The organism is Pseudarthrobacter sp. RHLT1-30-1 (assembly GCF_059383415.1).
The window spans coordinates 24,366-35,540 of the sequence record NZ_JBWZCG010000002.1; the positions used below are offsets into that span (position 1 = coordinate 24,366).

Annotated in this window: 11 protein-coding genes; 3 read left to right on the forward strand and 8 right to left on the reverse strand. The window is 68.3% G+C overall.

What is annotated here, in order from left to right:
• Positions 1-27: 27 nt before the first annotated feature.
• Genes AC50YM_RS02545 through AC50YM_RS02565 form a run of 5 tightly spaced genes read right to left on the reverse strand, consistent with a single transcriptional unit; the run spans position 28 to position 6,438 of the window.
• The gene (locus AC50YM_RS02545) at positions 28-1,599 is read right to left on the reverse strand and encodes a transporter (RefSeq protein ID WP_494955448.1); all 1,572 of its coding nucleotides are present in this window, start codon (positions 1,597-1,599) and stop codon (positions 28-30) included.
• Positions 1,581-2,387: an ABC transporter ATP-binding protein gene (locus tag AC50YM_RS02550; RefSeq protein WP_494955449.1), complete on the reverse strand. Its 807-nt coding sequence runs from the start codon at positions 2,385-2,387 to the stop codon at positions 1,581-1,583. Before AC50YM_RS02550 ends, AC50YM_RS02545 begins: the two co-directional genes overlap by 19 nt.
• A gap of 34 nt (positions 2,388-2,421) precedes the next feature.
• The gene (locus AC50YM_RS02555) at positions 2,422-3,522 is read right to left on the reverse strand and encodes an NADH:flavin oxidoreductase/NADH oxidase (protein WP_494955450.1); all 1,101 of its coding nucleotides are present in this window, start codon (positions 3,520-3,522) and stop codon (positions 2,422-2,424) included.
• Positions 3,522-4,547 (reverse strand): co-chaperone YbbN, encoded by a 1,026-nt coding sequence (locus AC50YM_RS02560; protein WP_494955451.1) that lies wholly within the window; start codon positions 4,545-4,547, stop codon positions 3,522-3,524. The genes AC50YM_RS02555 and AC50YM_RS02560 overlap by 1 nt, the downstream gene beginning before the upstream one ends.
• A 34-nt stretch (positions 4,548-4,581) precedes the next feature.
• Positions 4,582-6,438 (reverse strand): hypothetical protein, encoded by a 1,857-nt coding sequence (locus AC50YM_RS02565; protein ID WP_494955452.1) that lies wholly within the window; start codon positions 6,436-6,438, stop codon positions 4,582-4,584.
• Positions 6,439-6,754: 316 nt separating this feature from the next.
• Here AC50YM_RS02565 and AC50YM_RS02570 point away from each other — a divergent pair, with 316 nt between their 5' ends.
• The gene (locus AC50YM_RS02570) at positions 6,755-7,939 is read left to right on the forward strand and encodes an AI-2E family transporter (RefSeq protein ID WP_494955631.1); all 1,185 of its coding nucleotides are present in this window, start codon (positions 6,755-6,757) and stop codon (positions 7,937-7,939) included.
• Between the two features lie 107 nt (positions 7,940-8,046).
• On the opposite strand, the gene AC50YM_RS02575 is transcribed toward AC50YM_RS02570, so the two are convergent.
• The gene (locus tag AC50YM_RS02575; RefSeq protein ID WP_494955453.1) at positions 8,047-8,856 is read right to left on the reverse strand and encodes an alpha/beta hydrolase; all 810 of its coding nucleotides are present in this window, start codon (positions 8,854-8,856) and stop codon (positions 8,047-8,049) included.
• Positions 8,857-8,890: 34 nt separating this feature from the next.
• Positions 8,891-9,274 carry an Rv1322 family protein gene (locus AC50YM_RS02580; protein WP_494955454.1) on the reverse strand — a complete coding sequence of 128 codons (384 nt, stop codon included), beginning with the start codon at positions 9,272-9,274 and terminating at the stop codon, positions 8,891-8,893.
• A 59-nt stretch (positions 9,275-9,333) separates the two neighbouring features.
• Between AC50YM_RS02580 and nucS the strand changes: the two genes are divergently transcribed.
• A complete protein-coding gene (gene nucS, locus AC50YM_RS02585) occupies positions 9,334-10,029 on the forward strand; it encodes an endonuclease NucS (RefSeq protein WP_494894326.1) in 696 nt (231 codons plus the stop codon).
• Between the two features lie 16 nt (positions 10,030-10,045).
• Here the strand turns inward: nucS and AC50YM_RS02590 are convergent, their stop codons facing one another.
• On the reverse strand, positions 10,046-10,570 hold the full coding sequence (locus AC50YM_RS02590) for a P-loop nucleotide/nucleoside kinase family protein (RefSeq protein WP_494955455.1): 525 nt from the start codon (positions 10,568-10,570) through the stop codon (positions 10,046-10,048).
• Between the two features lie 347 nt (positions 10,571-10,917).
• On the opposite strand from AC50YM_RS02590, the gene AC50YM_RS02595 reads away from it, so the two are divergent.
• Positions 10,918-11,121, forward strand: coding sequence for a cold-shock protein (locus AC50YM_RS02595; RefSeq protein WP_069952225.1), 204 nt, complete (start codon positions 10,918-10,920; stop codon positions 11,119-11,121).
• Positions 11,122-11,175: the final 54 nt, after the last annotated feature.

Genomic DNA, 11,175 nt, shown 5'->3' on the forward strand with positions numbered 1-11,175 from the left:
ATCGCAGTCACGGCCACGGCGCGCGGGTCAGCGGTTGACGGCGAGCTGGGCGAGGAGTTCCGGCCCCCGGGCGTCGAGCCACTTCCCGCCCAGCCGTACCCCGACGACGAACAACCCGAGCCCCAGGACCGGGCCGACGACCAGGTTGATCCAGCCGGGCACGGTACTGCCGGTGACAAACTGCGCCACCATCAGCGCCACTTCCGGGACGACCAGCAGCATGAGTGCCGCGATCCCGCCGAACTGCACCGCCATGGTCTGCGCCACATTGCCTGGCGGTTTTTTGAACGGGCTGTCGCCCGGGAGCGGCACCACGACCGTGTAGCGCGCCGAGACCACCGAGGACAGGCCCATCCCGCTGAACAGGACACCGAGGGACAGCCCGAGCACGCCGGGGAGGAGCCGCCAGTCGGCGCCGAACAGGAAGGGCAGGACGCTGAGCGCCAGCACCACCGGCAGGGCGAAAACCAGGCACGCCACCGCACGGCCAAGCCGGTCATGGACCCCCCGCACGCCCGTGGACAGGTGCAGCGCGAAGGCGGTGTTGTCATAGGAGACGTCTGTGGAGATGGACCAGGCCAGCAGGAAAGCGGTCAGCGGACCGATGAAGAGCAGCAGCCCGTAGGATCCCGTCTGGGTGGCCTGGAACAGGAGCAGTACCGGCAGCAGCGGAATGACAACAAGGGCGCCTGCATACCGGGGGTCCCGGAGCCAGTAGGTCAACGACCGTGCGGCGACCGCACCCGTCGGCGTCGCCGGAAACAGCCGGAAAAAACCGAGTCCGCCGGCGCCCTTCTTGGACGTCCCGGCGAAAGGCGGCGTCACGAGGGCCCGCTGCAGCAGGAGCTTCCAGCACAGCGCCAGTCCGGCGAGGGTGGCCACCGCGATCAGGAACTTGAGGGCCGCGGTACCGAAGTTCCCGGCGGCCAGCTCACCGCCGAGAGACCATGCGGCCCCCGCCGGGGTCCACGACAGCGTGCGGGCGAGCCCGGTCAGGAAATCCCCGGATTCCGCAATCCCGGCGGCGACGCTCGCCACAATCGGACCCATCAGGACGAGCGGAATCAGGAAGATCAGCGCGCTGGCGTCCTTGAACCGGCGGGAACTCGCCAGCCCGGCGGTGGCCGTGGTGACCGCCTTGGACAGCACAATGCAGCTCAGCACACCGTGGACGGCGCCGACCAGGGCGCCCGCCGCGCCTGGGACGCTCCGGGACCAGGTCCCGACGGTAGCGAGTGCCACGAGCAGTGTCGCCGCGCCGGGTATTCCGATCAGCCCGCCCAGGGCCAGACCGGTCAGCAGCTGCGGCGTCGGCACGGCAAAGGTGGTGAACCGTGCCGGGTCGAGTGTCAGGTCGGCGGCCGAGGCAGCGACCGGGACGACGGCCCACCCCAGCAGGGCCGCGGCACCGCCCAGCACGACGACGGTCTGCGCCAGGCCGGCGTCCGCGCCGCGGAGGACCAGCAGCCCCGTGACTCCGAACCCAACGAGTCCCAGCGCGTACAGGGTGCCGAGGCCAAGGCCGACCAGCTGCCAGGGGCTGCGCCGGAGGCTGTTGCGCAGCAGGGTCAGCTTGAGCCTTAGAAGGTGCGCAACCATTCCAGTCCCTCCGTGTGGTTGCGGCCGCCGACCAGCTGGACGAAACGGTCTTCCAGGGACTCGCCGGCGCGGACCTCGTCCACCGTCCCGGCAGCGAGAAGCCGCCCGGCGGCGACGACGGCGACGTGGTCGCACATCCGCTGGACCAGGTCCATCACGTGGCTGGAAACAATGACGGTGCCGCCGGAGGCCACATACCGGTCCAGGATGTCGCGGATGTTGGCCGCGGACACCGGATCCACGGATTCGAACGGCTCGTCCAGCACCAGCAGCCGGGGCGCGTGGATCAGCGCCGAGGCGAGGGCGATCTTCTTGGTCATGCCGGCCGAGTAGTCCACCACCAGCGTCCCGGCGTCGGGGCTCAGGTCCAGGGCGGCAAGCAGTTCCCTGACGCGTACGGCCACCACGTCCCTGTCCATGCCGCGCAGCAGGCCGGCGTAGCTCACCAGCTGTTCGCCGGTCAGCCGGTCGAAGAGCCGGACGCCGTCGGGCAGGATACCCATCAGCTTCTTGGCCTCCAGCGGGTGCTTCCAGACATCCACCCCGTGCACCAGCGCCGTACCGAACTCGGGCCGGAGCAGACCGGTGGCCATCGAGAGTGTGGTGGTCTTGCCGGCGCCGTTCGGGCCGACGATCCCGTAGAAGGAACCGGCGGGTACGTCGAGGCTGAGGCCGTCGACGGCGATCTTGTCGCCGAAGCGCTTGGCAAGCCCGCGCAGCGACAGCGCCGGGACGGGCTGCCCCGGCTGGTTCTCAGTGGCTGGCGGATGCGGCTGCTGGAAAGTCATGTCGCTAGACTATCCGTCCCGGTGCCGATTCCGGCTAGAACGAGTGGCGGGGCATTGCCCGGTCGTACTGCGGCGGCCAGGCCAGCTCATGGCCCAGCTCGAAGGCGGCCCGCAGCCACCAGTGCGGATCGCGGAGGGCGGCACGGGCGATGAAGACCCCGTCGGCCTGCCCGGTGGCGACGGCATGCTCGGCCTGGCCGGCCGAGGTCAGCAGCCCGACGGTGCCGGTCTTGATCCCGGTTTCGCGCCGGATCCGGGCGGAGAAGCCGGTCTGGTAGCCGGGGCCCACCGGGATCTGCTGGTACGCCACGGCACCCCCGCTGGACACGTCCACGAGGTCCACGCCATGATCGGCCGCCGCCTTGGCCATCCGTACGGACGCCTCGACATCGATGCCGCCCTCGGCCCAGTCGGAGGCGGAGATCCGGAGCAGCAACGGCATGGCGTCGGGGATGACGCTCCGGACGGCATCGACAACGGCGAGCGTGAGCCGGTTCCTGCCGGCCTCATCGCCGCCCCAGCGGTCGGTGCGGTCATTGACGAGCGGGCTCTGGAACTGGTGCAGCAGGTAGCCGTGGGCGCCGTGGATTTCGATCGTGTCGAAGCCGGCTCCGACCGCCCGGCCGGCGGCGGCCGCGAAGTCGGCGATGACGCCGTCGATCTCCTGCTCCGTCATCGCGGAGGGTGCCTCGTAGCCGTCGAAGGCCGACGTGCCCGGCCCCACGGTGGGCCAGCCGCCGCCGGCTGCGGGCACCGTCCCCTGCTGGCCGGAGAACGGCCAGTAGGAGGATGCTTTCCGGCCGGCGTGCGCCAGCTGAGTGCCGATCTTGGTGTCGGCGGTGCCGTGCCGGTGCACGAAGGAGGTGATCCGTTCCCAGGCCGCCGCCTGGTCGTCGTTGTAGAGTCCGGCGTCCCGGGGACTGATCCGTCCCGCGGCGTTCACGGCAGCCGCCTCGGTGAGGATCAGCGCGGCCCCGCCGGTGGCAAAGGAACCAAGATGCATCAGGTGCCAGTCGTTGGGCACACCTTCCCCGGTTTCCGGCTCACAGCTGTACTGGCACATCGGTGACACCCAGCCGCGGTGCTGCAGGCGCATGGAGCGCAGTTCCAGCGGCGAAAAAAGCGCCGAACCCATCAGAAAAGCACCCGGGCCAGGTTTTGGCGCGCCTTCGCGACACGGGGGTCGCCCGTGCCCACGACGTCGAACAGTTCCAGCAGCCTGACCCGCGCGGTTTCGCGCTCCGGGCCGAAATTCCTGCCGATGAACGCGACGATCCGGCCGAGCCCGTCCTCGACGTGGCCGCCGGAGACGTCGAGGTCGGCCACGGCGAGCTGGGCCTCAAGGTTGTCCGGCTCGGTGGCGGCGCGCTGTCGCAGCGCCTCGGTATCCGCGGCGGAGAGCGGCTGGAGCCTGCCCATCAGCTCCACCTGGGCCAGTCCTGCCTTGGCGTCGGCGTCGGCCGGCATCTCCAGGAGGGCCTGGCGGTAGGCCTCCGCGGCCGCGGTGTAGTCCCCGGCCTCGATCGCGTCAAACGCTTTCTGGTGCAGGGGCGGCAGCGGCGGAGCTTCTGTTTCGGCTTCGGCGCCGGGTCCGCGCGCGCCGATCCGTCCGGTGACGCCGTTGGCGGCGGCGACCTTGAGGAGTTCATCCAGCAGGCTGCGGACCTGCGGTTCCTCGGCGCCGCCCTGGAAGAGGGGCACCGGCTGGCCTTTGACGAGGGCCACTGCGGTGGGAACTGCCTGCACCTGGAAGGCCTGGGCAAGCTGCGGGAACACCTCGACGTCAGCGGCGCCGAGGACCAGTTGGCCCGCATAGCTGTCCACGATCCGTTCGAGGACATCCACCAGTTCGGCGGAGCCGGGCGAGTACGCGGCCCAGAGCGCGACGACGACCGGCACCTGCGCCGACAAATCCACGAGTTCCTGGAAATTCGCTTCGGTAATGTCCACCCGCAGCGGACGGCCGGACGGTGCCGCATCGCCGCTGCCCGCGGCGACTGCCCCGGGTTCGCCGGGCGCCCCTGTGCTTCCCCCCGGGGCCGGCGCGGACGGCGGCGCCGCCGCCGGACGCTGTTTCAGGGCGGAGAGGTCGACGGCGCCCCGCAGGTTCAGCGGGTTGGCGGCAGCCGGCGGGACGGGGCGGGAAGCAGGCGAAGTCATGGTTCCACTCTAGCCACATCGGCCCCGTTGGGTCCTACTTGAAGCTGGCTCCCACGAGGCCGCGGGTGGCGGCCACGAGTTTCATCGGGTCCTGGGACCCTGCCGGCGGGATGTAGACGGCCACGGACTCGGCGAAGGTCAGCACCATGCCGGTGCTGGTCTCCTTGCCGCCGGCGAGGGCAGCTGCGTCGTCACCAATCGTCAGCTTGTCGCCGGCCGCCTTGGGTGTGCCGTCGAACGCGAAGTTCAGGCGGCCAAGGGCCAGTGCCCCGCCGTCGGCGGTTCGGTACACCACGACGCTCTCCGGCACCGGTTTGTGCGTAAAGGAGAACGTGCCGTTGACCCCCGAGTTCACCACGTCGGCCTGGTATGCCAGCGTGTCAGCGATATACGGCGAGGACGCCCCCTCGGTCAGCTTGTCCTTGAACGTGGACTCGGCGGAGTTCAGCCGGTCCCCCAGCGCGCCCAGCGCTTCCTCGCCGCTGTACGGCAGTCCCGATTTGTCCGCGGCTGCCAGCATCTCGGTGCCGCCGCGAGCGATCCCCGGGAAAGTCGTGCCCGGCTGCAGCGGCGTGGTGAGGACCAGCTTGTAGTTCTCCCGGGCGGAGGCCTGGGTGAGGGTGAGCAGTTGCGGAACAACGTTGCCCTCGCCCTGGGTGACCGCCATCACCGTGCGCGGCCAGCTGCGCTTGTCGGTGACCACCGTGGTGAGCAGCTTGGCGGCACGAACGGGCATCCGCGCCTCATAGGTGCCGACCTGGGATCGGATCTCGTAGTTCTGCGTGCGGACCTCAAGTTCGGGTCCGGCCAGGCGCGGCTCCAGCTTGCCCGCGTCCTTGGCCGCATCACCGGCGTCGGCAGCACTGGCCACTTGCTCCAGGATGCGGCGGAACTGGGCGTCGACCAGCACCGGTGTGCCGGCGGCCTGCCCGGCGGCAGCGGAGGAGGAATCGGTCGGCGATGGGGTCGGCGTCTGGCTGGCCTGGGCCGCAACGCCGCTGCCGGCGACGGCAGTGGCGGTCAGCACGGCGACGACAGCGCCGGAACGCCGCAGGCGCTGCGCCATCGTGGCGGGTCCGGCCATGCGCTTTTCGGATGGTTTGAGTTTTTCGGCGGCCTCAGGCTTTCCGGAGGCCTCGCCCTGTCCGGTGGCCTCGGGCGTTCCGGCGGCCTCGCCGCGCGCCGGTTCCTTGCGTGCCCCGGCTTTGGCCTGCGCCCGGCGGGCATACATGCTGCCGCCGGTGGGGCTGTCCACCGGCGTGCCTGTGCCGGCACGGGTGCCGGACTTGGGTTTGAGCAGCAGCAGGGCGGCGCCGGCCAGGATCAGCAGGCCACCAAGAACCATGAACGGGACGGCCCAGGGAGTGGAAGTGTCATTCGGGAAGGTCATGGTGATCGACGTGGGCGCCGGCTTTGTGCCGTCGGTGGCCAGCAGCAGGGCCCAGTCGCCGTCCGCCGGCGGGGTCCAGTTGTACTTGAGCTCGCCGCTGGCGTTTTCCGTGGTCACCCACAGGTCCGAGCCGGCCGGCGAGGGAGCGGTGGCTTCGCCGTCGGCATGCGTCAGCTGCAGCTCTTTGCCGTCCTCGGAGACGCCGGAGACCGTGTTGTGCGCGGTCGCGCCGACCCAGGCCTCGACGTCGTCCGGGCGGCCGGCCGCCAGCATAAAGCTGCCCTCGCCCTTGACGTTGATGGTGACCGTGCCGTCGTGCAGCGTGCGGAGCTTCTCGTCAAAAACGGTCAGCGGCGCGGCGGTGGCACCAGCCGGTGCCGTAGCGGTCACGGTCTCGGGCGGAGCCCAAAACGTATTCTGCCCGATACCGGCCAGCAGTGTCAGGAGGCCCAGCAGCACCAAGGCGACTGCAGTCTTGAAACGCAAAATTTTACCCATCATCAGCGGACGATTAGCTTCAATAGTAACCATTTTGTTACCACAGAGTCAGATCCGGCCTTTTGTCAATCCCTTCGCAAGCGCCGCGGGGAGCCGCTTAACCCCGCCATAACAAGCCTGCTGATAGTGTTTGCGGTGATCATCACACCAGGGCCGCGACGGCGGCCACGCCGGTATATACAGAGGACAAAGGGCTTTCAACGCAGTGACTGGACACACGGATTCGTCTCCCCTAGGACCGGAAGAAAGCCAGGAATCCGGCGGCGCGGCGGGCATTGCGCAGGAGCAGGTTTCCCACCGCCGGAAGGCCGTGGCAGGGATGCTGGTTTCGATGGCCCACCGCCTGCGCCAGCCCCTTCCCGGAGCCCAGCCCCGGCTCCGCTTCGAAATGCCCCCGGAGCAGCAGGAAGACGAGACCGAGCCGGAGTCCGAGACCAGCACCCGCTTCGGCGATCCCGGCCCGCGGATGTCCTCCCAGCACCCCCTCTACGTCGGCTTCATGGGCACGGTCGGTGTTGGTGTTGCCCTGCTCGTCTACTGGATCGGTTCCAATACGACGCAGCTGCTGCTCTGGATTGTGGCCGCACTTTTCATCGCTTTGGGCCTGGACCCGGTGGTGCGCTGGCTGGAGTCAAAGAAGTTCCCCCGCGCCGCAGGCATCGTGGCAGCGGTTTCCGCCCTGGCACTGGCCATTGCCGCCTTTTTTGCCACGCTGATCCCCACCATAGTCCAGCAGGTCACCCAGATCGTCGAGGAGGCCCCGCGCTGGATCACGGACTTCATTAACTCCGACTTCTTCCGCAGCATCGACGACCAGTACGGGGTGCGGGAACGCATCACCCAGGAACTGGAGAAGTTCGTCAACAACCCGGAGGCGATGGGCGGGATCTTCGGCGGCGTCGTCGGCTTCGGCTCCACCGTGGCCAACGGCCTGTTCGGCGCCCTGATTGTGCTGGTGCTGAGCCTGTACTTCCTGGCGGCCCTGCCCGCCATGAAAAAATGGGGCTACCGCCTGGCCCCGCGGTCCCGCCGGGCACGGGTCGAGGCCCTGTCCGAGGAGATCACCGGTTCGGTGGGCAACTATGTCATCGGCCAGGCCGTCGTCGCCTTGCTGAACGCAACCTTCGCGTTCATCGTGATGACGATCGCCGGTGTCCCGTTCGCCGTGCTGCTGGCCTTCGTGGTGGCCCTGCTGGCCTTCATCCCGCTGGTCGGCGGGATGATTGCCGGCATCATCGTGACCTTGATCGCCCTCACGGCCGGCTGGCAGACCGCCGTGGTCTACGCGATCTGCTACTTCGCCTACCTGCAGTTCGAGGCTTACTTCATCTCCCCGCGCATCATGCAGAAGGCCGTTGCGGTGCCGGGCGCCGTCGCGGTGATCTCCGTGATCGCCGGCGGCAGCCTGCTGGGCGTGCTGGGCGCACTGATCGCGATCCCCACCGCGGCCGCCATCATGCTGCTGGTCAAGGAAATCTTCATCGTCCGCCAGGACAAGCACTGACGGGTGCCGGCAGGACAGGCATTCCGCTACGGAAACGGACAGCCGCTACGAGGATCCTCGTAGCGGCTGTCCGTTTCTGTAGCCTTTAAGCGGTCGGCGGTCGGCTTTCAGGCGTGCGCCGAAGCGACCGGGCCGGCCCAGTCCTGCGGCAGCTCAGCACCGGAGCCGCCGGGCAGGCCGCCGGGCAGGACCTCCCCGACGATCTCGTTCAGCACCCGGCCGGCGTACTTCTCCCCCACCCACAGGTGCTTGGCACCGTCCACGCCCACGACCCGGGCCTGCGGCACCAGCGCAAAGCGCTCCGCGGCCTCGGCGGGCTGGAGGTAGTCGTCGTGCTCCGGGACCAGCACCTTGAGCGGCTTGCCGGCGGACGCCCATTCCTTGAGGTGGACGTCCGTGGCCCGGTGCAGCGGAGGCGAGAGCAGGATCGCTCCCTCCACCTCGGAGGCCACAGGTTCCGATGCCCCGTACATCAGCGCGAGCTCGGTGCCGAAGGACCAGCCCACCAGCCAGCGGTTCGGCAGGCCGCGGTCGACGGCGAACCGGACGGCCGCCTCGACGTCGAGCCGTTCGCCAATCCCCTCTTCGAAGGCCCCGTCGCTGGTTCCCCTGGGCGATCCGGTGCCGCGGGTATTGAACCGGAGCACGGCGATACCGGCCAGGGCGGGCAGCCGGTAGGAGGCCTTGCGGTAAATGTGCGAGTCCATGAAGCCGCCGTGGGTCGGCAGCGGATGCAGCGTGATCAGGGTGGCCTTTACCTCGCCGGATTCCGGGAGCGCCAGCTCCCCGACGAGCCGGTGCCCGTCGCTGGTGCGGAGCTCCACGTTTTCCCGGCGGGCCGGGAGGACGGTGGAGGCTCGGATCGCAGTTGGTGCGGAAGGCTGGCTGAAGACGTACGACGCCGGGTCAAAACTCATGCGTACAGCTTAGCGAAAGCGGCCGGCGGGTCGGTCAGCGGTACCGGTAACTGCGGGAGGTCCAGCAGTTTGTATGCCAGTGCCGCCGCTCCGCGAGCCCCGCTGCCGCGCCAAAGAGGTGGTCCTCGGACCACACCACGAGGTGCGCCACGCCGGGCAGCACCGCCGTCGAACAGCCCGGGCAGATATAGGTCTTCTCGGCCCGGCCCGCGGTGATCGGGCGGACCGACCACTCGCCGTCCGGTGCACTCTCCCGGCGGGTGAAGCCGGAGCGGGCGCGTTCCAGGTCCAGCTCCGGCACCGGGCCGCCCTTGGCACCGGGCTTGCCTGCCTTGCCGGCGGCTGGCTTGCCGGGGGTAGCCTTACCGGGGGCTGCCCTGCCTGGAGCGGCTCGGCGGGGGCGGTTGGAACGGGGCATGGTTCCATTCTGCCCCAGTCCGGGTGCTCCGCCTGCCCGCAGACGGTAGTGTGGACCGGGTGCGTTTAGTCATAGCCCGTTGCTCCGTTGATTATGTTGGCCGGCTCAAAGCCCATCTCCCGCTGGCCACCAGGCTCCTGCTGGTGAAGGCCGACGGCTCCGTTCTGGTGCATTCGGACGGCGGTTCCTATAAGCCGCTGAACTGGATGAGTCCCCCGGCGTCCCTGCGGGTCTCCACGCCGGACGAGGTCGACGTCGAAATCGGCGTGGTCGAGCAGTGGACCGTCCAGTCGGCCAAAACCGATGACCGGCTGATCATCAACATCCATGAACAGCTCCATGACACCTCCCATGAACTCGGCCAGGACCCCGGACTGATCAAGGACGGTGTGGAGGCGGACCTGCAGCGCCTGCTGGCTGACCAGATCGAACTCCTGGGCACCGGGTTCTCCCTGATCCGCCGCGAGTACTTCACCGCCATCGGCCCGGTGGACATTCTGGCCAGGGACGCCAAGGGCGCCACCGTGGCCATCGAGCTCAAGCGCCGCGGCGACATCGACGGCGTCGAACAGCTCACGCGTTACCTCGAGCTGCTCAACCGCGACCCGCTGCTGGCTCCGGTCCGCGGGATTTTCGCCGCCCAGCAGATCAAGCCGCAGGCCAAGGTGCTGGCAAACGACCGCGGCATCGACTGCGTCACCCTCGACTATGACGCCATGCGCGGCGTCGACGACGTCGAGTCCCGGCTTTTCTAGCCCGCTGGCGTCCCCGTCAGGATGATCCCATCAACAGGGCCAGTTGTTCACGCAGGCCGGCAGTGTCAACGGGCCGCGATGTGTCCACCGAGAGCGTCGGACCGACGCACAGGGGACCGGGATCTTCCGTCCACTCCGCCCAGGCCTTTGCGGCCGATCCCAAGGAGTGAACCCCATGCCGTCGGCGCGACGCATATCGGGCCCTCGCCAGCTTAGGGTCGATCTGACACCAGATCTCTACCACCGCCGGGCATCCGGAGCGAGCGATACCCGTGGCCACGAATTCCAGGTCGCGCGGCCGGTGCCACCACGATTCCACGATGGCGGTCCCCGGAATCGAAGCCGCCAGCTGCCACATCGTTTCGGACGCAATCTGACCCAGCCGGCCGCTTGCGACTTTCCCTAGAGCAATGTTTGCGAGTGCTTCCTTCAGGTCGTCCTTGGAGATGACCGGCAGGGACAATTCGTCACCAAGCTGCCGACTTAGCGTGCTCTTCCCTGAGCCAGGAAGTCCATTTATCAAAATGAGGGATTGGGCCACACTCCAGTGTCGCCGCCGGGCACAAAGACCTGCAGCAGCGGGTCACCGTGTCGGGCCTTAGGGAAACAGGGGCCGGCAACCCGATTTGAAAGCGTTCATCGACGCTTTGGACAAATTTTAGGGAATTGTGCGCCCTGACCGTTGACCTGCGGCGACGGTCATGAAATTCTAATACGAGTCTTTGTGTAGGTGTTTTTTCATGCTCGCAAGACATGTTGCGAGCGTGAAGCGCCTGCCGCCGAAGTCCGGTTGAACCGGTCCCACGGCCAAGGTTCTTCTCGCGGAGTGACCAAGTCCGGCACGCAGTGTGCCGGACCTAACCGGTATCCATAAATGAGGAGAAATACATGGCACAGGGAACTGTCAAATGGTTCAACGCTGAAAAGGGCTTCGGCTTCATCACCCCGGATGACGCCGATGGCGACGTCTTCGTTCACTACTCGGAGATCCAGACCGGTGGCTTCAAGACCCTCGACGAGAACGCCCGCGTTCAGTTCGAAATCGGCCAGGGCGCCAAGGGCCCCCAGGCCACCGGCGTGACGCTGGTCTAGTTCCCACAGCGGACCTGCCAGCGGCAGGCTCCGCGAACAGATGGTCCCCGGCTT

What these genes read in the sequence shown, in the direction of transcription:
- AC50YM_RS02595 (WP_069952225.1), top strand. Translation starts at nt 10,918, where the DNA reads ATGGCACAGGGAACTGTCAAATGGTTCAACGCTGAAAAGGGCTTCGGC.
- AC50YM_RS02555 (WP_494955450.1), bottom strand. Translation starts at nt 3,522, where the DNA reads ATGGGTTCGGCGCTTTTTTCGCCGCTGGAACTGCGCTCCATGCGCCTG.
- AC50YM_RS02565 (WP_494955452.1), bottom strand. Translation starts at nt 6,438, where the DNA reads ATGATGGGTAAAATTTTGCGTTTCAAGACTGCAGTCGCCTTGGTGCTG.
- AC50YM_RS02550 (WP_494955449.1), bottom strand. Translation starts at nt 2,387, where the DNA reads ATGACTTTCCAGCAGCCGCATCCGCCAGCCACTGAGAACCAGCCGGGG.
- AC50YM_RS02545 (WP_494955448.1), bottom strand. Translation starts at nt 1,599, where the DNA reads ATGGTTGCGCACCTTCTAAGGCTCAAGCTGACCCTGCTGCGCAACAGC.
- AC50YM_RS02560 (WP_494955451.1), bottom strand. Translation starts at nt 4,547, where the DNA reads ATGACTTCGCCTGCTTCCCGCCCCGTCCCGCCGGCTGCCGCCAACCCG.
- AC50YM_RS02570 (WP_494955631.1), top strand. Translation starts at nt 6,755, where the DNA reads ATGCTGGTTTCGATGGCCCACCGCCTGCGCCAGCCCCTTCCCGGAGCC.
- AC50YM_RS02580 (WP_494955454.1), bottom strand. Translation starts at nt 9,274, where the DNA reads ATGCCCCGTTCCAACCGCCCCCGCCGAGCCGCTCCAGGCAGGGCAGCC.
- AC50YM_RS02575 (WP_494955453.1), bottom strand. Translation starts at nt 8,856, where the DNA reads ATGAGTTTTGACCCGGCGTCGTACGTCTTCAGCCAGCCTTCCGCACCA.